Genomic DNA, 21,866 nt, shown 5'->3' with positions numbered 1-21,866 from the left:
CAGTCTTTCGCGTTGCGTGGGGGCCGAATGGGCGAGTGTTACTCGCCCAGACCCATCTTGATGTAACCGCTCGGACAGACATCGGCACAGATGTGACAACCGATACATTTCGAATAGTCGGTATCCACATAGCGGCCGGTCGTCCGGTCGGATTTCTTGACCCGGTGCACCGCGTCCTGCGGGCAGTAGATCACACAGTTGTCGCACTCAAAGCACATGCCACAACTCATGCAGCGGTCGGCTTCTTTGCGGGCTTCTTCGTCATTGGGGGCTTCGATCCGCTCACCAAAGTGACCCAGAACCGCCTCGGGACCGATCTCGATCGACTTGCGGTCGAACCGGGCATCATGTTCCCAATGACCCAGGAACAGCTCGTCCGCCGGCACGATCTGGTTCGCGGCGCGATCCTCGTAATTGTGCACGGCCCACTCGGCGCTGTCGGTGCCGTCGGTCTGCGCATGCGCATACTCAGTCGGTGCCTGATTGGTTTCCTTCAGCTTTTCCAACAGGTTGAAGTGGTGCACGTTGACCTTGGGCGGCTTGCCCTGCTTCTCCCCCTTGAGGAACTGATCAATCGCCTTGGCGGCAATCGACGCCTGCCCCACAGCGGTGGTCAGCAAGTGCGGCTTGATGATGTCACCGGCAACAAAGATGTTCTCACGGTCCGGCCACTGGTAATTGGCGTTGGCATTCACAAGCCCCCACCCGTTGTCCAGCTCTTCCATACCTTTCAGATCACCGGCCTGACCGATGGCGGCCACGATCAGATCGGCCTCGATCTCGTGTTCGCTGCCTTCAATCATCTCCATCTTGCCCGAGGACCAGTCGGCCTTGGCAACCTTCAGCGCGCGGGCGCGACCATCGTCGCCCAGCACAACCTCCACCGGCACCAGCGAGCCGTGAATTTCCACACCCTCTTCGCGGACGTGTTTCACTTCCATCTCGGTGGCAGGCATCTTGTCAACCGGGCGGCGATAGATCACCTTCACGTCGGCACCGTCACGCTTGGCAACCGTGGCCACGTCATGCGCGGTGTGACCCAGAACAACAAATTCCGGACGATCCTGCTCGTGGCTGTGCTCGATATGGCCGAGACGGCGGGCAACGGCGGCCACGTCCATCGCGGTATCGCCACCACCGATGACCAGAACCTTCTGCGCGCCATGCTGCAACCGGCCATCGTTGAACGCCTCAAGAAAGGCGACACCGGTGATACAGTTGCTGGCCTTGTCCGCGCCGGGGATCGGGATCGGCGTGCCCGACTGGGCCCCGATGCCGACGAACACGGCGTCGTAATCTTCTTCCAGTTTGGCAAGGCTGATATCAACACCGATCTTCACACCGGTCTTGACCTCGACCCCCATGTCCAGAACCCGCTGAATCTCGCCATCCAGCACGTCGCGCGGCGTCCGGTAACCCGGAATGCCATAGCGCATCATCCCGCCCAGCTTGCTGTGGGCTTCAAAGATAGTGGCCGCGTGGCCCATGCGGCGCAGCTGGTAAGCGGCGGTCAGCGAAGCAATACCGCCACCGATCAGGGCAATGCTCTTGCCGGTATCGGCCCCAGGGGACCGCAACGGCAGATTGGTTTCCAGCGCATGGTCGCCGATGAAATGCTCAACCGCGTTGATGCCGACATTCTGTTCGACTTCGTTGCGATTACAGCCATCCTGGCACGGCGCCGGGCAGACCCGACCCATGATCGCCGGGAACGGGTTGGCATCGGTGGAGCGCAGAAAGGCATAGTCCTTCCAGTCCATCTCGTTGCCATCGGCATCCACCGGGGGCTTTTCGATACCACGAACGATGTTCAGCCAGCCGCGAATGTCCTCACCCGCCGGGCACGATCCCTGGCAGGGCGGCGTGCGGTGGATGTAGGTCGGGCACTTGTAGGTCGTGTCCTGTTGGAAAATCTTTTCCTCGAGGTCCCAATCGTCCGGGGTCTCGCCCTCTTCGTACCGGCGGAATGTCAGCGACTTTTCACCATCCATGATTTCTCTCCCTTACGTTTCTTCGGCGGCTTCGGTTTCGTCCTCCTCCGCACCATCCTGACCCGTCAGGACGATTGCGTTCGAAACCAGTTGGTGCACCGAAACGATGCTGTCCATGTCATAACCATAGTCCGGCATCACCTTGCCGAACTGCGTTTTGCAGATCGCGCAAATAGCCGCCATGTGGGTTACGCCATGCTCTTCTGTGACCTGTTGCAGCGCGGTCATCCGGGGGCTGGCCCCCTTCTTGCGCAGATCCATCAGGTCGTCGGTCAACAGGCCGCCGCCGCCGCCGCAACACAGAGTGCTTTCGTGAGTGGTCTGACGATCCATGTCATAATAGTTGTTACACACAGCCTTGATCACGTTACGCGGAATTTCGAATTGACCGCCCGGCTCGGTGCCCATGCGGGACGCACGCGCCACGTTGCAGCTGTCGTGATAGGTCAGCTTCATGTGATCGTTCTGGCTCTTGTCGAAGGTCAGCGTGCCCTTCTGGATCTCATCCCAAGTGAATTCCAGAATATGCTGCGGGATCGGATAGTTCTGATCCAGGAAATCGAACGGCCCTGCCAGCGTGTTGAGGAAGCTGTAGGCCACCCGCCAGGCGTGACCGCATTCGCCGAACACGATCCGCTTCACGCCCAGATCCTGCGCCGCCTTGCGGATCCGCAGGCTGATCTCGCGCATGTTCTCATAGTTACCGATGAACATGCCAAAGTTGGCCGCTTCCGAAGCATAGGACGACACCGTCCAGCTGACCCCGGCCTCGTGGAACACCTTGGCATAGCCCAGCAGACCGTCGATATGCGGTTCGGCAAAGAAATCCGCGCTTGGCGTGATCAGAAGGATATCGGCGCCCTTCTCGTCCAGCGGGATGCGCACCGACACGCCGGTGTCGTCTTCAATCTCTTCTTCCAGATCTTCCAGCGTCGCGCCCAGCGCCTTGGCGTTCAGACCAAGGTTGTTGCCGATGTCATGGACCTTGCCGATGATCTCGTTGGAATACTTCTGCCCGATCCCGACCGCGGCCAGGATATCGCGCGCCGCCATGGTTATCTCGGCGGTGTCGATGCCATAGGGGCAGAACACGCTGCACCGGCGGCATTCGGAGCATTGGTGGTAATAGGAATACCACTCCTGCAGGACTTCTTCGGTCAGGTCACGCGCGCCCACCAGCGACGGGAAGTATTTGCCCGCGAAGGTGAAGTAGCGGCGATAGACACTGCGCAGCAGGTCCTGACGCGCCACTGGCATGTTTTTCGGGTCACCAGTGCCCAGGAAGTAGTGGCACTTGTCGGTGCAGGCGCCACATTTCACGCAGGTATCAAGATAGACCTGGAAAGCGCGGTTTTTTTCCGCGATGTCCTTCATCTTGGCCAACGCGACCTCTTTCCAGTTCTCGACCAGCTCCCCGGGGAAACCCAGCGGCTCCTGGTGTTCGGGAGCCGCAATGAACGGTTTCAGCCCTTCCATCGCCCCGCACTTCAGCTTGGGAATTTCCAGCGGGTGTTCCATCTTGGGGATGTCGTTACCATCAGCCGCCATGTCTCAACCCTCCAGTTTCTTGGCCCAGGGGGCGATGTGGCGCACTTCGCGCGGGTTATCGACCTGGTTGCGGGTCGGGCTGAAGAAGACGCCCGGCGCGTGCAGCAGTTTCGAGATCGGGAAGATGATCATCAGCACGGCGACCGCGCCCAGATGCACCAGCAAGATCGGATCGCTCGGCAAGGTTTCAATGCGCAGCCGCATCAGGCCCAGCATGAAGGCCTTGACCTGAATGATATCGGTGTGAACAACGAAACGCATCATCATGCCGCTGCCCACGATCGCCACCAACAGCGCCAGCATTAGATGATCGCTGGGGTTGGTGATGTAACGAATACGCTCGACCAGCACGCGGCGTGCCCACAGGCCCAGCAGGCCAAACAGCATGGCAAAACTGGCATAGGTGCCAAAGGGTTGCGCAAGTCCAACCCACCACGACACATCGTATTGGAAATACCGGATGTGGCGGATCAGAACCAGCCACATGCCCATGTGGAACGTCCAGCCAAACAGCCAGATCCACTTGTTCGACTTGAACAGGCTTTCAAAGAAGATGACTTCGCGCGCCATGCGCAGAACCACGCCGCCGCGCGTCGTCGGTGCCGGCGTCGTCGGGATTTTCAACGGGGCCGGGGTGCGCGCGTATTTGCGGATTTTCATTGCCACACCGACAACCAATAGAATGGTCGCGACATAGAACAGAATGGCGTAGATGGCAGAGATCACGCGGACTCCTCCCGTAGTATTCGCGTAAGCTTCTGAATTTTAAAGCTTTTGCATTCCGGCCAGGCCCCTGCCCGGCCGGAAAGAATGTCTGGTGCGATCAGACGCAGCCGGTCGGCTTGGGCAGGCCAGCAATTTTACAGGCTTGCTTGGCCGGGCCATAGGGGAACAGCTCGTACATGTACTTGTTGTTGCCCACGTCCGGACCCATCGACTTCTTGATCGCCTTGATCAGAACGCGCACGGCGGGAGCGATCTGGTATTCGTCATAGTATTCCCGCAGGAAGTTGACGACGGCCCAGTGCTCTTCGGTCATTTCGATGCTTTCCGCGTCGGCGATCACGTCTGCCAGCTCTTTGCTCCACTCACTCAGGTTGGTGATGTAGCCTTCCTCGTCATGCTCAACGGCGGTGCCGTTCACGTCATATGCCATGTTATTTCTCCTTAGATATCCTGCCCGCAAACGGGCTGTTCATTTAAAGCCAGTTCTGCGTCCGGTCGTTTTCCGCGACCAGATCTACAAACCCATCATATCCTACTGCGCTGACACCTTCCATAAGGCGCTCTGCCGCAAGTCCGCGTGCTTCGAGGTCTTCGCTCAGCACGCAGATCTTCACAGCTCCGGTTCGCGCCGCAACCGCGTCGCTCAGACCGGTACCCGCCATGCCACCATAGACACCGTCCTCGATCATCAGGATCGCGTCGCCGTCCTTGGCGTGGTTGAGGCAGCTCAGCAGAGTCTGCGTCATGAAGGGTGATTTGTTGACTGTATGTAGCGTTGCCATCTCTCTTCCCCTCAGAAGCTCAGAACCACGTCCTGATTGGCCATCACGTCGGCCATCTCAGCACGGCTGACGATGCGGATCGAGGGTTTCTCTTCCCAATCATCATCTTCGTCTTCCCACATGATTTCCTGTAGATCGTCCGCCGTCAGGCCGCGCTCGTCCAGGCTTTCCTTTTCGACATAGAGCTTGGTGACCTCATAGTCGCCCAGCGCCCGGAAGGTCGGGGAAAAGTTCTTCATGCCAATGCCGTCGGTCTTCTGACCCTTGGTCAGCTGGAAAACACCGTCATCCAGAAACGCCAGTTCCACATCCTGCTCGAACGCAGCACCGATCAGCACAACCTCAAGCGCTTCCAGCGCATAGATCGTGCCATAGGGCGCCTTGCGGTTCACGTAGAGGAATTTCTTTGTATCGGACATTTCAATTCCCCCTTAGTCGCCGAAGGTCACCAGACGGTCCGTCTGGATACCCATTTCGATCAGCTGCCCCAGGCCGGAAATCCGGAACCCCTCGGCAATGTTGTTGGCGTCCTTACCCTGACGGTTGGCTTCATTCTCATCGAGAATGCCGCGCCGTTGGGCCGCCGCGATGCACACCACCAGATCGATGTTGTGCTCCTTGGCCAGCGCACTCCAGTTTTGCTGGATGTTACGCTCGTCCTGCGGCGGAACCGACAGGCGGGTCGAGACATTCACCCCATCGTGGTAGAAGAAGACACGAGGAACCTCGTGCCCCTTCTCGATGGCGGCTGTGACAAAGCGATAAGCCGAATCCACCGCCTGGTGGGTATAGGGGCCTTCGCTGACAACTACTCCGAATTTCACCTGTATTCTCCGTATCTTAGAAGTGGATGTGCGCCGACATGTTCATCGATTTACGCGCACCGGTCCAGGTGTCGAGGTGGTGCTTGGTGAACGCCATGTCGGTCATCTCGAAGAACCGGTTCCAACCGATACGTTCGATCCACTCACCCATACGCTCCCAATGCTTGGCGTCGGCTTTGTAGGCGTCGACGATCTTGCGAACGACGGCGGTCACTTCCGGCCAGTGCGGTGCGTTGTTGGGCAGGTTGGCGACGGCCAGCTTGTGGAACGTCGGTTTGCTGCGTGCGTTCGAGTGCTTACCACCAACCCAGATGGCGATCTTGGTGGAGTCGTCACCGTTGATCTGCATCGGCGGGCACGGCGGGTAGCAGGCACCGCAGCAGACGCATTTCTTTTCGTCCACTTCAAGCGACGGCTTGCCGTTCACCATCGCGGGGCGGATCGCTGCAACGGGGCAACGGGCCACAACGGCGGGGCGCTCACAAACGTTTGCGACCAGGTCGTGATTGATTTTCGGCGGCTTGGTGTATTGCACGTTGATCGCAATATCGCCCTGACCACCACAGTTGATCTGGCAGCACGAGGTGGTGATGCGAACGCGGTTCGGCATCTTTTCCTCGATAAAGTCCTTGTGCAGCAGGTCCATCAGGCCCTTCACAACGCCCGAAGCGTCAGTGCCGGGAATGTCACAGTGCAACCAGCCCTGGGTGTGGCTGACCATCGACACGGACGCGCCGGTGCCGCCCACCGGGAAGCCCTCTTGACCCAGCTTTTCGATCAGCGGGTTTACCTTGGCTTCGTCGTCGAGCAGGTACTCGATGTTCGACCGGGTGGTGAACCGAACGTGGCCGTCGGCATATTCGTCACCGATGTCACAGAGCTTGCGAATGGTGAACACGTCCATCTGACGCTGAGTACCGGCCCGAACGGTCCAGATCTCGTCGCCCGATTTGGAAACGTGGTGCAGAACGCCAGGGCGCGGGCGGTCATGCCAGTCCCAGTTGCCATAGTTCTTTTTCATCACCGGGTGCATGTAAGGGAACGGATCGGGGACCCCTACTTCATCGGGCATCCGCGGTTTTACTGCTGCTGCGTCTGTCATGTCTCTCCTCCATCCCTGCCGCCGTTTTTTCCCGGGCGGCAGGTGTAATTTAGAAAACCAAGGTGTCGGCGCCGATTACTCGGCGCTGATCTGAAGGCCTGCTTCCTGCGCTTTGCGCTCGAACCATTTTTCGGCTTCTTCGTCGAAATCGTCGGTCCGCACATAGCTGGAAGTTGTCGGGTGGTTGACCATGTTCGGGTCGACCTCGATCTCCAGCGCCTCAAGGAAGGCCGGCAAACCGATGCGGTCGATGGTTTCACCCACACGCTCGTGCTCAAGCGCGTTGTCAGCAAAGAACTCAACAACGTTTTCCGCGAATTCTTCAAGCTTCTCAAAGTCTTCGTCGGTTTCCAGCTTCATGAACGGTACCACCATGATGCCCATCAGGTCGCCGATCTTGAGCGAGCGCTTGCCGCCGATCATGATCGAAATCCCGCGGTCATCACCCGGGCTCAGGGCCTTGGTCATGACGTTGATGCAGTGCATGCAGCGCACGCAGCTGGGGTTGTCGATTTCCATCGTGTCATCGTCGTTCAGCGAAATCGCCCGGGTCGGGCACATGCTGACAACGGTGTCGATGGTGTATTTGCGGCCCACCTTCTCGATGTGCTTCTTGACTTCGTCCTGGTTGATCTTGATTTCATCGCGCCAGGTGCCGATCACGGCAAAGTCGGCGCGGTGGATCGCGTTCACACAGTCGTTGGCGCAGCCCGAGAACTTGAACTTGAACTTGTAGGGCAATGCCGGACGGTGCATTTCGTCCAGAAGCAGGTTGATGATCGAACGGTGCGCGCGCACCTCGTCATAGCAGCTCTGCTCGCAACGGGCGTGGCCGACGCAGGACATCGCGGTCCGCAGGGCCGGGCCGGCGCCGCCAAGGTCAAAGCCCATCTCATTGAGCTCATCAAAGGCGGTCTGGGTTGCCTCGGTCGAACAGCCCTGGAACATGATGTCGCCAGACTGGCCGTGGAAGGCAATCAGGCCCGAGCCGTGCTTTTCCCAGACATCGCACATCTGACGCAGGATATTGGTGTCATAGTGGAAACCCGCCGGCGGCATGACGCGCAGCGTGTGGAATTCTTTCGATTCCGGGAACTGCTCGGCCACTTCCGAGAAGCGCGGGATTACACCGCCGCCATAGCCAAGCACCGAAACCGCGCCACCCTTCCAGAAGCCAAGGCGCTTCTCGTACGAGTGGTTCAGCTGACCCATCAGGTCATTCATGATGCGTCGGTTGCTTTCCGTGCCCTCGTCACGCAGGCGCTTCAGGCCTGTTACGAAGCTCGGCCAGGGGCCGTCTTCCAGTGCGTCAAGGTGGGGCGTCGGATGGACATCCTTACCGTCTACAGTTTTGTTCGCGTCGCCGTCTTTCACAACATCCTCCCAGATCTAGCTGCGGTTATACCGGCCGGGTTCGGCTTGGTGAAAATCTTCCTCAAAGATTGCGATCCGGTTAAGGATCGCCGTCTCCGGGAAGCTCCCAGACCCGAGCCAGCATGGCATGTGCTCTTTTCATCTATACATTACAATAAACGAATGTAAAAAATAAAAGCACTACCAGATGTCCTTTATACTACTTTGTCGCAGCATCCGAAACAAAAAATACATGTAAGATGCAACAAAAAGGAAGCGCCCATGTCAGATAAAACTAAAGCAAATCAAGAATTTGACTGGGCGAACCTGGACTCGGATGCCGGTTATCTGGCGTGGCGTGCGACAAAATTGAGCAGGGCAGAAAAATGCCTGAGCGAGGCCCCGGTGGCCCTTTCTGACCTCGCAAACCCCTCCGAATCCGAGCGAAAAGAAGTCATTCGGCGCTGTCAGGAGAGCAATTTTGCCGTCTATTCGGCCCCAGCAGAAACAGATGATTCCACCGTGCGGCGCCAATTGCGCGGTTTTGCCGACGCTTTCGGGTTGCGCATTGCCGAGGCCCACCGCTCCGAAGGCGAACAGGGCATCGTCGCCCTGCGAGTCAGCGACACCCCCGAGCAGCGCGGCTTCATTCCCTACACCAGCCGCGGCATCAACTGGCACACCGACGGCTATTATAATGCACCCGACAACCTGATCTCGGGCTTCGTGCTGCATTGCATGGTCCAGGCTGCCGAAGGCGGCACCAATGACATCCTCGACCACGAGATCATCTATATCCGCCTGCGCGACGCACATCCCGAATACCTGCGCGCCCTGATGCACCCCCAGGCAATGGCCATCCCGGAAAACGTCGAAAAGGACGGCTCGGTTCGCCCGGTCTCGGTCGGCCCGGTCTTCTATCCCGACCCGCAGACCGGCCGGATGCAGATGCGCTACACTGCCCGCACCCGCTCGATTTCGTGGCGCGACGACCCGGTCACGCTTGAAGCCGAGGCCTGGCTGCGCAACTATCTGGCCAAAGGCGACCCCTTGGCCTTGCGCGCGCGGCTGCAACCCGGCCAGGGGGTTCTGAACAACAACGTGCTGCACACGCGCACACCTTTTGAAAATGGCGCCGACACGGATCTCACCCGCGTGATGTTCCGGGTCCGGTTCCACAACCGAGTAGGAGAGATCTGATGGCGAAACTCAGCGACCTGATCATCGGCCACCCCGATGTCACCAGCTTTGCCGAACTGGAAAAACTGGTCCAACACCTTGGCGCCTCGGGCGAGGTGTTCATGGAGTTCGACCTGAAACCCGATTACCGCGACACCCCGCGCAAATGGGAATGGCAGCTCGAGGCGGCATTCACCCGGGGGCTCGACTATGAGTGACGGCGAGGTCTTCCGCGAAATTGCCGCCTTTGATCTGCCCTATACCCGCAAGGCCCAGGTTCGCGAGGTCACTTTTCCATCTGGAATGAAAATGACCCGATTGATCCTGCGCGAAGGCAAACGTATCACCCAGATCGACCTCGATGGTGAGGCCGCCCGCAACCTCGCGGCGGCGCTGATTGAGGCGGCGGATTTGAGCACGGACGGCTGATTCAGAAACGGAGGGTCGCGACCGACCCTGGGTGGGCGCTTAGTCACGGTTTCACTACGCACCCGGTCGATATAAACAGATACCGCACATCCAGACGCCCGGTTGCAAAAGCGCCCTCCAGGGGGGAGGGTCGGGCGCGGCCCGGTCAGCTGAAGCTGCCCGTGCTGGATAACCGAAATCTCCCGGCACAACTCACCGCCGGACTGAATCTTGAAGGCACGACCAATGGACAACCTTCCCATCTTCTTTGGCATCAAAGGCAAGACCGTGCTGGTCGATGGCGGCGAAACCGTGGCTGCGCGCCGGGTTGAACGCGCCCTGTCCGCCGGGGCCCATGTCGAGGTGTTCGAACCCGACCCGCATCCGGAAATGCAGCTGCTGTTCGACCACGAAAACGTCACCCACCATGCCCGCCTGCCCACGCAAGCGGATGTCGCCCGCTCAATCATCGTCTACGGTGCCTCGGAACTGGAAGAGCGCGACCAGCGCCTCTGGGATTGGAGCCGCGCCGAGAAGGTGCTGTGCAACGTCGCCGACGTGCCTGCGATGTGCGATTTCATCACACCCTCGGTAGTCGACCGCGCCCCTATCGTGGTGGCCATCTCCACCGGCGGCGCCGCACCGGTGATCGGCCGCATCTTGCGCGCCCGGATCGAATCGAGCGTCCCGGCGATCTTTGGCCGTCTGGCCCGCTTTACCGGCAGCTTCCGCCAGAAAATCGCCGACGCCCTGCCCGATGGCCGCGACCGCCGCCGCTTCTGGGAAACCATGATCGAAGGTCCGGCCGGGGATTTCTACCTTGCCGGGGACGAAGACCGCGCCCGCGTCCAGATCGAATCCGATCTCGACGAGGCTGCCAACAGCGATGCGCCGGCAATGGGCGAAGTCTATCTCGTCGGGGCCGGCCCCGGCGATCCGGACCTGCTGACCTTCCGCGCCCTGCGCCTGATGCAACGCGCCGACGTGGTGCTTTATGACCGGCTGATCGGTGACGGCATCCTCAACCTGGTGCGCCGTGACGCCGAACGCATCTATGTCGGCAAGGCCCCGTCCAATCACACCATGGAACAGGAAGACATTTCCGCCCTGATGGTGCGGCTGGCGAAAGAGGGCAACCGGGTGCTGCGCCTCAAGGGCGGCGACCCCTTCGTCTTTGGCCGTGGCGGCGAAGAAATTGCCGCACTGGCAGAAAATGGAATTCGCTGCCAGGTGGTGCCCGGCATCACCGCTGCCGTCGGCTGCGGTGCCTATGCCGGTATTCCGCTGACCCATCGCGATCATGCCCAATCCTGCGTGCTGATCACGGCCCATGGCCGTGGCGGCGTACTCGGACTCGACTGGGATGTTCTGTCCCGGCCATCGCAGACCGTGGCGATCTACATGGGGCTTTCCTCACTGGATGCCCTTGTCGAAGGCTTCGAGGATCGCGGCGTCGACATGGCCACACCGGTGGCGGTAGTCGAGAACGGTACCCGCCCTGAGCAGCGGGTGGTCACCGGTACGCTTGGCGAAATAGACGACGCGGTCGAAGAGGCTGAGCTCAAAGGCCCGGCAATGATCATTGTCGGCTCGGTTGTGACCCTGCGGGACACGCTTAACCCGAGCCTTGAGGACCGGCTGCACGACATGAGCCTCGCCTCGACCCGCGCGCTGGATATATGAACAGGGGATGTGCCGCCTGACAGCGACGCCGGGGTGAGGCTTTACGCCCGCCTTCGGCGTCGCCGGGGGGCTTCGCTTTGCCCACATGACTCGCTGGTGACGCCGCAGTGACGCGCAGCGAACGGCGCGTTAACCCAATCCCTGACGATTCCCTGCCCGACCGAGCGCCAGACAGATAGCCGACAGAAAGCAGACGGATACCAGCCCCTTTCTTTTCGGTTAAATTCTCGCGTTAACCTGACCGGACGGCAACGAAAGCTCCCATTCAGAATTGGCCCGCCCTCTCCCTCTACGCCTCCGGTGCTTTGCGATTGATCCCGCCAAGCTGTTACGTCAGGCTGCGCAGGAACCACGCCCTTCGGGAAAGGATTTGCAGATGTCTTACAACGGCGCCGACGCCCTGGCCGATGTGTTGATCGAAAACGGTATCAAAGTCTGTTTCTCCAACCCCGGCACTACGGAAATGCACCTTGTCGCGGCGCTCACCCGAGACGGGCGCATCGCCAATCATCTATGCCTTTTCGAAGGGGTCGCCACCGGGGCCGCCGATGGCTACGCCCGGATGTCGGGACGCCCTGCCGCAACCCTGCTGCATCTGGGTCCTGGTCTCGCTAACGGCTTGGCAAACCTGCATAATGCGCGCAAGGCAGCGATGCCGGTTCTCAATATCGTGGGCGAACACGCTGTGGCCCACATCGCTCATGACGCGCCACTGACCTCGGATATTGCCGGGCTGGCCGGGCCGGTCAGCAAGACGGTCGCGACCCTGACCGAGCCCGCCGACATTGCCCGGGTCACCGGCGACCTGCTGCGTGACATCCAGAGCGGGGTGAAGGGGATTGGCACGTTGATCATGCCCAATGACGTGGCCTGGTCCGAGGCCGCGCCGGACAACCAGCCTGCCATCGAAATACCTTCCCTTGACGCCCCCGACCCCGCCGCCGTGTCCCAGGCGGCCAAGGCTCTGCAAACTCCCGGTGCCTATCTGCTCCTTGGCGCCCCCCATATCACCCGTCGCATGCAGGAGCTGGCTCAGGCCATCGCCGCCAAGACCGGAGCCACCCTTCTCGCCGAGGCCGCAACCGCCCGCTGCTCTCGCGGCGGCGGTTTGCCGGGGCTGGCTCGCATCCCGTTCCAGATCGACGCAGCCATTGCCACACTAGAAGGTGCCAAACAGGCCGTGCTGGCCGGGGCTCGTGCACCGGTCGCATTTTTTGCATACCCCGAACGCCCCAGCGCCCTCTTGCCAGAAACATGCGAGATAACAACACTTTGCCCCGCCGAAGCCGATGTCGAAACCGCTCTTTCCGTGCTGGCCGACGAGTTGGACGCCAGTATCGCCGAACCACAAAAACTGGCCCTGCCCCCGATCCCAACCGGCCCGATCACGCCCGAGGCCCTAGGCGCTGCGGTGGCCAATGGCCTGCCCGAAAATGCCATCGTTGCCGACGAATCCGTCACCAATGGTACCAGCCTATACCCCGCCTGCGCCTCCGCGCCTGCCCATGACTGGCTCAACAATCGCGGTGGCTCGATCGGCTATGGCATGCCACTGGCCATCGGCTGCGCCGCCGCCTGCCCCAACCGCCCTGTTCTGGCAGTCATCGGCGACGGATCGGCCAGCTACACGCTCCAGGCACTGTGGACCATGGCGCGCGCCGGTATGAACATCACCGTTCTGATCTTGTCGAATCGGCGCTACAAGATCCTGTCGAACGAAATGTCCAAGATCGGCGCTGGCGAGCCGGACGAAAACTCCGACCCGCTGATGGACCTGGGCAATCCGTCAATCGGCTGGGTTGCTCTCGCCGAAGGATATGGCGTTGCTGCGCGGCAGGTGAGTGAGGCCACGGAGCTAAGAAAAGCGATCTCGTTGGCCATGGCCACCCCCGGGCCTTTTCTGATCGAAGCGGTCATGTGAGCCATCCCGAACCGCAGAACCCATACCACCCGGAAATCGGCGGTTATCTCGAATTTCACGAACGTTTCACTAGGGAAATGCAAAATCGGCCCTTGCCCCTCCTTTTTCAGATCGCTAAACGGGTCGACGGAGACGTGGCCGAGTGGTCGAAGGCGCTCCCCTGCTAAGGGAGTATACCGGGAACGGTATCGAGGGTTCGAATCCCTTCGTCTCCGCCACTAAATTCGAGCTAACTTCTGATACTTAAGAAAAAACCAGGTTCAACTTGGCATACCACGCTCGATACCACTGTAAGACCGAGTTTTCACCGTAACGCCAATCCAAGCCCAGGATGGTCACAATTTCAGCGAAGCCGATGCTGGCAACGAGTGCAATTGAAGCCTGTACCGAGCGCGCTTTCACCGTTGCCGCGGATTTTGACACCTGTCGCGATGGGTGCAGAGCGGTCACTCGGCGATGGCGAAAAGGGCATTGGCAAAACTTGAGAAACTGCCGTTCATGGCCGGGCTTCTCGAACGAAGCCATCGGCAACAGTTCAGCCAATGCGCCTGACGCCGGTCATGAATCGTCGCCCTCTCGCAGGCGTTTGGCTTCCCAAAGGTAGCTGTTGCGCGACGTTGCGTTCACTTCGTCTTCGGCGAGCGACTCCATTGTCTCAGCCTTCAGGGCACCTGCATCTTCACCCAAAGCCAGAAGATGATCGCAAAGTTCCAGCGTCCATTGTGGATCGTTGCTGGTCTTGGCGGCGCGCAGCAGCGCCTTCGAGCCGCCTGCAAGCGCGGCCATATGCTCTGCCCGCGATTTGGACGACAGGGTGCCAAGATGGGTGGGGTTTCCGTCGTACCAGCCAAGTGTTCCGACCGCAAAAGCCCGGGCGGACCAGCTGGCTTTACCGTAAAACTCTCCAAGCCATGGTTTGTTGGCAATCTCAGGCGGAAGCGCAATCGAGGCCGCGATATCATCTAGCGATAAACCCGCGTCCATACCGTCCGAAGTATGTTGCATGACATGCAAAATGGCCGCGCGCGTCGTCGTGAGAACTTCCGAGATGGTTTCGGTGCCAAAAACAGGCTGCGTATGACCCGGTGCCATCACCTCGGCACCCAGACGTTCCAGCATCGCCAGCGTGTCGGCCCAATCCTGGAAATCACGGTACGGCGTGCCGCGAATGGCATAAAGGTTCGGGAAGGCATGATACCAGTTATCGCCGGGAATCAGCACCCGCGTTTCAGGGAACCACAGCGCGATATGGTCCGGTGTCTCACCCGGCGCAAAAATCACCTCCGCCTGCATGCCGTCCAGATCCAAACTCTGAGCCTGCGTGATCATGTGCGTTGGCGGAATGAAACCGGCCCCCAATCCCTCCATAGGGCGATCCCCAGGCCCGCAGCCCAGACTGATACGTTGCTGAGGTGTCAGGCCTATGCCGAACTGTGCCATCGTACGTCGCCCGAGTGCCTTGTTCGGGGCGATCCTTTCGGCGTTTTGCGCCACGAGGTCCGAAATAAAGCCGTGGTGGGCATAGATCGGCACATTGCGATCCTCGGCAAAAACTGTTGTGCCCGAGATGTGGTCGCGGTGGCTGTGGGTATAAATGATCCGGCCAACCGGTTTGTCTGTGATGTTGCGAAAAGCTGCCAGTACGTTCTTGGCTGCTCCGGTGCTTTCCGAGGTATCAATGATCGTGACCGTTCTGTCGCCCACAACCATGTGCTGGGTCGAAGCGGCATAGCCCACGGCTGAAAAAAATCCGGGGCAAAGCTCGACTATGCCCTTACGAAATTGCGTGTCGTTGTGATGAACCAGTTTCTCGTTTGCCATAACCTACAGCTCCAATGTGTCGCTTATCGCCATCGCACTCATGCCGCCGTCGATGGCAATGTTCTGCCCCTTGATCCAGCCCGACTCTGGAGAAGCCAGAAAAGTCACGAGATTAGCCACCTCCTCTGCTGTCCCCGCCCGACCGGCGCGGGCGATATTGGCCGCAACCCGTGGCCCGAAGGCCTTGACGAAGTCATCCAGAATGCCGGTGCTCACGGCGGCGGGGCTGACCGAGTTCATCCGCAAGCCGCGTTTGATCATCTCCTCGGCGCGGGCCAAGGTCATCACGATCACCGCCTCTTTCGACAGGTTATAAGCCCGGGTGGCATCAATCGCGTACTCAGTGACGAAATCAGCCAGCCCGTCGATCCCAATGGCGCGCAACGCCTGCACCTCTTTCAGGTTATCGCGCCACATCGCTCCGGCACGTGACGCCGTGTTGACGATTGCTGCGCCCTCTCCAAGCTTGTCCAACATGCCATCGAGAAACTGTTGGAAGCCAAACCAATTCACCCGCAACACCAGTTCCGCCTGCCCTTCGCGCGGCGGCAGGCCTGCATTGTTGATCAGCGCATCAAACGGCCCCTCCACCACCCTCAGCGCGCGTTCTATCGATACCGGATCACTGAGATCCGTCTCGATCCATTCATCAACACCCTCGGGCTCGGCGATGTCAAAACTGGTAACGGCATGTCCCTGCGCCTTCATCTTCGCAGCCAGCGCCGCACCTATACCGCTTGCTCCTCCCGTCAATGCAACCCTCATACCAACCCCTCCATGATTGACGTCGACATCATATCTTTGCACTCAGCATCATCCCGAAAACTCCGGTGCCCAACCCTCGCCCCAAGCATCCTGCCAAAGTCCGGCAAAGGTCACGTTGGATTTCGCGGCACCGCCCTGCCACAAATCGTAGGCGGGTGCGGTGTAGGCATCGAAAAACGTGGTAATCCGGTCGCGTAACTCGGCTGCTTTCTCCGCGAATTCGGGTGCCCGGATCAGGTTGGCTTTCTCCCGCGGATCATCCGTCAGACAATACATCTCATCTTCCATCGGGTATGTTTCCGACCCCTTGAACCGCATCGCATACAGCCATTCGCGGGTGCGGATCGCGCGCGTCTCTTCCTGTTCGTAAAATACCGCGTCCGCGCCTTCCGCCTCTTCACCTCGCAACACCGGTCCCAGATCACGCGCCGGGCTTTGCAGGCTCGGTCGGGCTCTCTCCGCCCCGACAAGCGCAGCCAGAGTCGGAAACAGATCAATCTGGCTGACCAACCCATCATGCACGATATTCTCCTCCAAACCGCCGCCCGAAATGATAAGCGGGATATGATAAGATGGCCGATGCGCGCTCGCCGGAAACGCAGCTGCCCCGTGCCCCCAGACACCGTTATGGCCCAGCGAGAACCCATGATCCGAAGTGTAGATCACGATGGTGTCGTCATCGAGTTTGAGCCGTTCCAACGTTGCCAGGATGCGCCCAACCCCGCTATCGATCAGGCTGACCTGGGCAAAATAGTTCCGCAGGCTTTCAACATTGTTGGGTAACAAAAGCGGGCCCTTGAACTGTTCACGCACACCACCTTCAGCCACCCGCAGCCCGAACCGTTCCAACACGTCGCTCGATAGCCCTTCGCGCGGGACCGAATGCATGTCGGTGTCATCATAAAGCGCAGCAAACTCGGTTTCAGACCGTCCCTTGATCGCCGGCCAATGGCCGTAAGGCCCGTTGTAGGGAACAAAGGCAAAGAACGGGTCGTCCTGCCCTGCTCTATGTTCCAGATATTCGATGGTCTTGTCGGTGAAGTAATCCACCGTATGCCCCTCGAATCGATACCGCTCTTCCTGGTCGATCACCTCATTACCGTAAAAACTGGTCGTGTGGCCGTGCGGAAAGGTCACCCAATGATCAAAGGCCAGCTGCGGCACGAACGGCACCCCAAGGTGGAATTTGCCTATCAATGCAGTGGCATAGCCTGCTTGCTTGATGATTGTGGGGATATTGGCAAACTCTCCGATCGCAGACCAGTTCGTCGGCCAGTGATCCAATAACTTGTCATCCAGCCAATTATGGATCCCGTGCTGGCTTGGCATCAGCCCGGTCAGGACCGACGCCCGACAGGGTGAACACATTGCATTGACGCAATAGGCGCTGTCAAACCGTACACCGCGCCGCGCCATCCCATCCAGATGCGGCGTGTGCACCTCGTCATTGCCATAACAACCCAGCAGATCGGCGGGCTGATTATCAGCCATGAACAAAAGGATATTTGGGCGTGTCATTGGCGGTCCTTTCAGCGTGGTGCCATGCGCCCCCGTATGCGGCAGGCTTAGCCAGACTAGCGCCCGGCCCTGGCAAATCAAGAAACAATATTGCACTTGCCATATATTGCACTTGCCATATATCGTCGGAGGAAGGTTCGATTCTTGGAGGGGCGCCCGCTTGCACGACGCACTGATACCGGAAGACGACGTTGACGATTTCATCATCGTTCGCGCCACGGGGTTTACCAGCAAGGTTCAGCGCATCGTGGCGCGCGACGTGCTGCGGGGCGAAAACCTGCCGGTTCTGGAATGGCGTCTGCTGTTTTCTGTGGCCCGCTTCGGCAGTTGCCACCTTGCCTTTATCACTCGGCGCACCTCGATTGATCCGGCCCATGGCAGCCGGGCGGCAACGGCGCTTGAGAAAAAGGGATACATCGAACGGCGCGACGACCCTGCCAACCGGCGCCGCAAGGTCATATCCCTCACCCCCAGCGGGGTCGAATTGTTCGAGCGGATTTGGCCCCGGGCACAGCAAGCTATAAAGCAAATTACCGATCAGCTGACCCGTAAGGATTTCCACGATCTCAAACGCCTGCTGGATCTGGTCAATGACGTGGCCGGGCCGCTGGCGGATGCAAAAAATCAGAAACCCGACACAAAGGACAAATCACAGGAAAACGACACTGTGGCGGCGCATGCATAACAACAGACGCAGCAAAACCGCGCTAGTGTGACACCGCGCAGAACAAAGCTATTTGAAATGGTTTCTCAATCAGGGAGGAAATGATGAAACCCATGAAACTGATTGCGGCACTGGCCGCAGCAACGACTCTAGCGACAGGCGCCTTTGCCCAGGCCAATCTGACCGCCGAAACGGCAAGCCCGGGTGGCGCAACCCACCTGTCGCCGGCCCACATGGCGGAAGTCGCCGGGACCAAGGGTATCGCCAACATTCAGCTTGCCGATGGTCAAACCCTGACCAATTCAATCCAGAACGTGGCCGAAGGCAAAACTGACATTGCCGGCACGCCCTACATCCTGCCCTTCCTGATGAGCCGGGGCGTCGGGCCGTACGGCTCGCTCGGAAAGGAAAAAGGGGCCGAACTGGCCGGGAACCTGCGGGCGATCAACCCGTTCACGCTCGGGATCTTCTTCCTCTACGCCTATGACGCCAAAGGCATCAATGGCTGGGACGATATCAAGGGGCGCAAGATCTATAACGGTCCGCCCCGTGGCGGCGCATTAACCAACGCCCGTAGCATGATCCAGATCATCACCGGTTTGAAGGACGGAGAAGGTTATGAAGGCATGCAGACCAACTGGGGCCAGGGTTCCGCCCTTGTCAGCAGCGGTGAACCGGACGCGGTGGTCCTGCCAGAACTGTTCCCGGGCAGCCGTCTGACAACCGTGACCGCGGCAGGCAAGATGACCGGCTGGTCAATGCCCAAGGCAGCCTATGAAAGCGAAGCCATGCAAAAATACATGGTCGCCCCGGGCAGCGCCCCCTTCACAATGCCTCTTGCTGACCTGCAGGCCACGATGGGTGATGACTGGACCTTCGTTTCCGAAGATGACACGTTCCGCGCCTTTGCAACCATTGGCGGCAACGTCGTGCACAAGGACATGGACAGTGATTTGGTTTACGAATTGGTGTCGGCCTATGCCGCCACTGTCGACGATCTGATCGCCAAGGCACCTTACGGTAATTCCGCCAATTTCAACTTCCCGATGCTCGGCATGTGCGGGAAAAACCCGCTCAAGTACCACCCGGCTGCAGCCCGTGCCTGGCGTGATGCGGGTTACGAACTCGACGATTGCGCGGTGGCCGAATAAGCCGCGCCCAAAGTGAACAGTTGGGCGCCGCACTATGTGGCGGCGCCCTGAAACTCCATCGCCGATTCATCACACGGGTGAACCATGACTGACACGTCGGAACGCGAGGCAACAGCCTTGGTTTTTCCCAATCGGGCCGTTTATGTTCTGGCCCTGGTCTTTGTCATCCTCGGGGTCATCAACAGCACCCCGGTCATCCCCGGCTGGGACGAAATGTGGCAGACGCTTACCGGCATCGAAAAACTCAAGACCCGGGCCTTTGCGACCGAATGGTTCTACCCGATCGTGTTCTTCATCATGATGCTGGTTGTGGCTCTGAAACACTCAATGTGGCGGGCCTGGAAGGGCACGTCGCGAGCCTGGTTCGGCGCCTTCATGGATATCGCGCTGGTCATCTCGGCAGCAGCGATTTCACTAACCTACCTGGTCGAAATCGACAGCGTCTGCCTGATCGACACCATCACCGGTGAACGCGCCCGAATCATGGCCGAAACCCTCAAGGCCGAAATCGAATTTGCCGAAACCATGGGCCTCCCTGCGCCCGACACGGTGGAAGACCCCAAATGCGTTGCCACAACCGGCGTTTGGCTGGTGGCGATCATGGGCGCGTCGATGCTGGTGTTCCTGGGCTATAACATCAAGGTCTGGGGCCTGCCGCTGGTGCTGGTCTCGATCCTCATCGCGCTTTACACCATCGGCACCGTGCTGGTGTGGTACTTCCATGGGCCCGACGACATCAACAAGTACCTGATGACCAAGCTGGGCGGAGAGCCCAGAACCTTCCTGGACGGCGTGCCCAATGTGCATGATGCGCTGGTCAACACAGCCTCGGGTATTCTGGGGCGGTTCATGAATGTCATCATGAACGTGGTCTTTCCCTATATCATTCTCGGCGCGCTGTTCGGAAAATCCGCCGGCGGCCAGACCCTGATCAAGCTGGCCTTCCGCTGGACCCGCCAATTGCGCGGCGGCCCCGCCCATGCCGCGATTGTCAGCTCGGCCATGTTCGGCACCATCTCGGGCGGACCGGTGGTGAACGTGCTCTCGACTGGCGTGCTGACCATCCCGATGATGATCAAGCGCGGCTTTTCCAAGGTCTTCGCAGGCGGGATGGAGGCGGCAGCCTCCTCCGGTGGCTCAATCATGCCCCCGGTCATGGGTGTGGCGGCTTTCATCCTCGCGGCGATGACGGCTGTGCCTTACGGCGACGTGATCGTAGCAGCGACCCTTCCAGCAATCGCGTATTTCGTCTGCCTGTTTCTCAGCGCCTCGTTCCAGGCCCGCAAACAGGGGATCCAGGCCATCGGCACGCTGACCGACGACATGCGCGTCACCGGCGAAGACATCCTGCACCTGTGCCAGATCCTGCTGCCGATCTTGCTGATCCTCATACTACTGCTGACGCCTAAGGACATGGTCGGTTGTGGCACAATGGGCTGGCTATTGGGTGCCGAGGCGGTGATCGAAGGCGAGCGCTGCCGCGTGACTTACCTGCCCTGGCTGTTGCAGATCTACCAGAACGCTGCCGGGGACGCGGGCGCAACAGGCTGGTGGGCGGCACTATTCGTGCTGGTCCTGCTGTTTCTCGACAAGGATTTTCGCGCACGGCCCCGCAAGGTTCTGGATGCGTTGGCAGAATCCGGTATCACCATTTCGACGCTCTACTTGATGTTCCTGGCCGTCACCGTAATCGACGTGTGCCTGAACTTCACCGGCTTGTCGAAATTCGTCGCCATCGACGTTCTGCGCTTCCTTTTGTCCTTCGACCTAGGCGGTGGCGGCTCGGTCATGTTCCAGTTCATCGCGCTGGTGATCACCATGCTGCTGGCAGTTCTGCTCGGGATGGGCATGCCCGCTGTGCCCGCCTATGTGAACGTCGCGCTTTTGATGGGGCCGCTTCTGATCGGGCTGGGGATCGCAACCTTCACGGCGCATATGTTCATCTTCTACTTTGCCGTTGCCTCAGCCATCACCCCGCCGGTGGCTCTGGCCGCGTTCGCCGCCTCGACCATCACCCGGGCCGAACCGATGGCGACAGGGTTCAGCGCCGTGCGCTCGGGCATCGTGATGTTCGCCATTCCCTTTGTCTTTGCCTTCTACCCGGAACTGCTGTTGATCGATCAGGCCCTGATCGACCCGTCCAGCCCCTCGGGTGCCACCTTGCCCGGGTATGAGAACGGGGTCCAAACCGGCGCGCTCCTTTGGCTGCTGGCCAGGCTTTTTCTGGCGCTCTACCTGGTGGCCAGCGCCCTGGCCGGATATGATGCCAAGCCGCTTTCCAGTTTATGGATCGGCCTGCGGCTCACAACAGCCGTCGCGGTGCTGATGCGCCCCGAATTGATCCATTTCGCTGGCATCGCCGTTGCCATCGCCCTTCTTGCGCTGCACCACTTCAGTGCCCAACGCGAACTATCGGCCTGATGCAACATA

21 protein-coding genes and 1 tRNA gene are annotated in these 21,866 nt (G+C 59.7%); 9 read left to right on the top strand and 13 right to left on the bottom strand.

Annotated elements, in window-relative coordinates; genetic code table 11:
• Positions 1–38: 38 nt before the first annotated feature.
• The 9 genes from RXV86_RS02265 to dsrA form a co-directional block, all read right to left on the bottom strand.
• Positions 39–1,991, bottom strand: a complete 1,953-nt coding sequence (locus RXV86_RS02265; RefSeq protein ID WP_316297169.1) for an NAD(P)-binding protein — start codon at positions 1,989–1,991, stop codon at positions 39–41.
• Positions 1,992–2,003: 12 nt separating this feature from the next.
• Positions 2,004–3,539, bottom strand: a complete 1,536-nt coding sequence (gene dsrK, locus RXV86_RS02260; protein ID WP_316297168.1) for a sulfate reduction electron transfer complex DsrMKJOP subunit DsrK — start codon at positions 3,537–3,539, stop codon at positions 2,004–2,006.
• Between the two features lie 3 nt (positions 3,540–3,542).
• Positions 3,543–4,265 carry a respiratory nitrate reductase subunit gamma gene (locus RXV86_RS02255; RefSeq protein ID WP_316297167.1) on the bottom strand — a complete coding sequence of 241 codons (723 nt, stop codon included), beginning with the start codon at positions 4,263–4,265 and terminating at the stop codon, positions 3,543–3,545.
• 97 nt (positions 4,266–4,362) lie between these two features.
• On the bottom strand, positions 4,363–4,695 hold the full coding sequence (locus tag RXV86_RS02250; protein ID WP_316297166.1) for a TusE/DsrC/DsvC family sulfur relay protein: 333 nt from the start codon (positions 4,693–4,695) through the stop codon (positions 4,363–4,365).
• 43 nt (positions 4,696–4,738) lie between these two features.
• Entirely contained in the window at positions 4,739–5,047 is a 309-nt protein-coding gene (gene tusB / locus RXV86_RS02245) for a sulfurtransferase complex subunit TusB (RefSeq protein WP_316297165.1), read from the bottom strand.
• Positions 5,048–5,058: 11 nt separating this feature from the next.
• On the bottom strand, positions 5,059–5,466 hold the full coding sequence (gene tusC / locus RXV86_RS02240) for a sulfurtransferase complex subunit TusC (protein WP_316297164.1): 408 nt from the start codon (positions 5,464–5,466) through the stop codon (positions 5,059–5,061).
• A 12-nt stretch (positions 5,467–5,478) separates the two neighbouring features.
• Entirely contained in the window at positions 5,479–5,871 is a 393-nt protein-coding gene (tusD, locus tag RXV86_RS02235; RefSeq protein ID WP_316297163.1) for a sulfurtransferase complex subunit TusD, read from the bottom strand.
• A gap of 16 nt (positions 5,872–5,887) precedes the next feature.
• A complete protein-coding gene (dsrB, locus tag RXV86_RS02230) occupies positions 5,888–6,973 on the bottom strand; it encodes a dissimilatory-type sulfite reductase subunit beta (RefSeq protein ID WP_316297162.1) in 1,086 nt (361 codons plus the stop codon).
• A 75-nt stretch (positions 6,974–7,048) separates the two neighbouring features.
• Positions 7,049–8,347 carry a dissimilatory-type sulfite reductase subunit alpha gene (gene dsrA, locus RXV86_RS02225; RefSeq protein ID WP_316297161.1) on the bottom strand — a complete coding sequence of 433 codons (1,299 nt, stop codon included), beginning with the start codon at positions 8,345–8,347 and terminating at the stop codon, positions 7,049–7,051.
• A 204-nt stretch (positions 8,348–8,551) separates the two neighbouring features.
• Here dsrA and RXV86_RS02220 point away from each other — a divergent pair, with 204 nt between their 5' ends.
• The 6 genes from RXV86_RS02220 (at position 8,552) to RXV86_RS02195 (ending at position 13,735) form a co-directional block, all read left to right on the top strand.
• Entirely contained in the window at positions 8,552–9,526 is a 975-nt protein-coding gene (locus tag RXV86_RS02220; protein WP_316297160.1) for a TauD/TfdA family dioxygenase, read from the top strand.
• The gene (locus tag RXV86_RS02215) at positions 9,526–9,723 is read left to right on the top strand and encodes a hypothetical protein (RefSeq protein WP_316297159.1); all 198 of its coding nucleotides are present in this window, start codon (positions 9,526–9,528) and stop codon (positions 9,721–9,723) included. Before RXV86_RS02220 ends, RXV86_RS02215 begins: the two co-directional genes overlap by 1 nt.
• Positions 9,716–9,934 carry a hypothetical protein gene (locus tag RXV86_RS02210; protein WP_316297158.1) on the top strand — a complete coding sequence of 73 codons (219 nt, stop codon included), beginning with the start codon at positions 9,716–9,718 and terminating at the stop codon, positions 9,932–9,934. Before RXV86_RS02215 ends, RXV86_RS02210 begins: the two co-directional genes overlap by 8 nt.
• A 225-nt stretch (positions 9,935–10,159) precedes the next feature.
• Positions 10,160–11,596, top strand: a complete 1,437-nt coding sequence (cysG, locus tag RXV86_RS02205; RefSeq protein ID WP_316297157.1) for a siroheme synthase CysG — start codon at positions 10,160–10,162, stop codon at positions 11,594–11,596.
• A 376-nt stretch (positions 11,597–11,972) separates the two neighbouring features.
• Entirely contained in the window at positions 11,973–13,517 is a 1,545-nt protein-coding gene (locus RXV86_RS02200; protein ID WP_316297156.1) for an acetolactate synthase large subunit, read from the top strand.
• A 128-nt stretch (positions 13,518–13,645) separates the two neighbouring features.
• A tRNA-Ser gene (locus tag RXV86_RS02195) sits at positions 13,646–13,735 on the top strand.
• Positions 13,736–13,760: 25 nt separating this feature from the next.
• On the opposite strand, the gene RXV86_RS02190 is transcribed toward RXV86_RS02195, so the two are convergent.
• The 4 genes from RXV86_RS02190 to RXV86_RS02175 are packed head-to-tail and all read right to left on the bottom strand — an operon-like array spanning position 13,761 to position 17,621.
• A complete protein-coding gene (locus tag RXV86_RS02190) occupies positions 13,761–14,060 on the bottom strand; it encodes a hypothetical protein (protein WP_316297155.1) in 300 nt (99 codons plus the stop codon).
• Between the two features lie 15 nt (positions 14,061–14,075).
• Positions 14,076–15,338 (bottom strand): alkyl/aryl-sulfatase, encoded by a 1,263-nt coding sequence (locus RXV86_RS02185; protein WP_316297154.1) that lies wholly within the window; start codon positions 15,336–15,338, stop codon positions 14,076–14,078.
• A 3-nt stretch (positions 15,339–15,341) separates the two neighbouring features.
• Positions 15,342–16,091 carry an SDR family oxidoreductase gene (locus RXV86_RS02180; protein ID WP_316297153.1) on the bottom strand — a complete coding sequence of 250 codons (750 nt, stop codon included), beginning with the start codon at positions 16,089–16,091 and terminating at the stop codon, positions 15,342–15,344.
• Positions 16,092–16,151: 60 nt separating this feature from the next.
• The gene (locus tag RXV86_RS02175) at positions 16,152–17,621 is read right to left on the bottom strand and encodes a sulfatase-like hydrolase/transferase (RefSeq protein WP_316297152.1); all 1,470 of its coding nucleotides are present in this window, start codon (positions 17,619–17,621) and stop codon (positions 16,152–16,154) included.
• Between the two features lie 160 nt (positions 17,622–17,781).
• Between RXV86_RS02175 and RXV86_RS02170 the strand changes: the two genes are divergently transcribed.
• The 3 genes from RXV86_RS02170 (at position 17,782) to RXV86_RS02160 (ending at position 21,857) form a co-directional block, all read left to right on the top strand.
• Positions 17,782–18,306, top strand: coding sequence for a MarR family transcriptional regulator (locus tag RXV86_RS02170; protein WP_316297151.1), 525 nt, complete (start codon positions 17,782–17,784; stop codon positions 18,304–18,306).
• An 83-nt stretch (positions 18,307–18,389) separates the two neighbouring features.
• A complete protein-coding gene (locus RXV86_RS02165) occupies positions 18,390–19,436 on the top strand; it encodes a TAXI family TRAP transporter solute-binding subunit (RefSeq protein ID WP_316297150.1) in 1,047 nt (348 codons plus the stop codon).
• A gap of 84 nt (positions 19,437–19,520) precedes the next feature.
• Positions 19,521–21,857: a TRAP transporter fused permease subunit gene (locus RXV86_RS02160; protein WP_316297149.1), complete on the top strand. Its 2,337-nt coding sequence runs from the start codon at positions 19,521–19,523 to the stop codon at positions 21,855–21,857.
• Positions 21,858–21,866: the final 9 nt, after the last annotated feature.

Source organism: Aliisedimentitalea sp. MJ-SS2 (assembly GCF_032586155.1).
In the GTDB taxonomy this organism is placed as follows: domain Bacteria; phylum Pseudomonadota; class Alphaproteobacteria; order Rhodobacterales; family Rhodobacteraceae; genus JAWHTC01.
The sequence above is the reverse complement of the archived record's forward strand: the minus strand, read 5'-3'. Positions and strand labels throughout refer to the sequence as shown.

Excerpts from the sequence above, each read along its gene's own strand:
- dsrB (WP_316297162.1), bottom strand. The coding sequence starts at position 6,973 with ATGACAGACGCAGCAGCAGTAAAACCGCGGATGCCCGATGAAGTAGGG.
- RXV86_RS02250 (WP_316297166.1), bottom strand. The coding sequence starts at position 4,695 with ATGGCATATGACGTGAACGGCACCGCCGTTGAGCATGACGAGGAAGGC.
- RXV86_RS02215 (WP_316297159.1), top strand. The coding sequence starts at position 9,526 with ATGGCGAAACTCAGCGACCTGATCATCGGCCACCCCGATGTCACCAGC.
- cysG (WP_316297157.1), top strand. The coding sequence starts at position 10,160 with ATGGACAACCTTCCCATCTTCTTTGGCATCAAAGGCAAGACCGTGCTG.
- RXV86_RS02185 (WP_316297154.1), bottom strand. The coding sequence starts at position 15,338 with ATGGCAAACGAGAAACTGGTTCATCACAACGACACGCAATTTCGTAAG.
- RXV86_RS02210 (WP_316297158.1), top strand. The coding sequence starts at position 9,716 with ATGAGTGACGGCGAGGTCTTCCGCGAAATTGCCGCCTTTGATCTGCCC.
- RXV86_RS02265 (WP_316297169.1), bottom strand. The coding sequence starts at position 1,991 with ATGGATGGTGAAAAGTCGCTGACATTCCGCCGGTACGAAGAGGGCGAG.
- RXV86_RS02165 (WP_316297150.1), top strand. The coding sequence starts at position 18,390 with ATGAAACCCATGAAACTGATTGCGGCACTGGCCGCAGCAACGACTCTA.
- dsrK (WP_316297168.1), bottom strand. The coding sequence starts at position 3,539 with ATGGCGGCTGATGGTAACGACATCCCCAAGATGGAACACCCGCTGGAA.
- RXV86_RS02160 (WP_316297149.1), top strand. The coding sequence starts at position 19,521 with ATGACTGACACGTCGGAACGCGAGGCAACAGCCTTGGTTTTTCCCAAT.
- tusB (WP_316297165.1), bottom strand. The coding sequence starts at position 5,047 with ATGGCAACGCTACATACAGTCAACAAATCACCCTTCATGACGCAGACT.
- RXV86_RS02175 (WP_316297152.1), bottom strand. The coding sequence starts at position 17,621 with ATGACACGCCCAAATATCCTTTTGTTCATGGCTGATAATCAGCCCGCC.
- tusC (WP_316297164.1), bottom strand. The coding sequence starts at position 5,466 with ATGTCCGATACAAAGAAATTCCTCTACGTGAACCGCAAGGCGCCCTAT.
- RXV86_RS02200 (WP_316297156.1), top strand. The coding sequence starts at position 11,973 with ATGTCTTACAACGGCGCCGACGCCCTGGCCGATGTGTTGATCGAAAAC.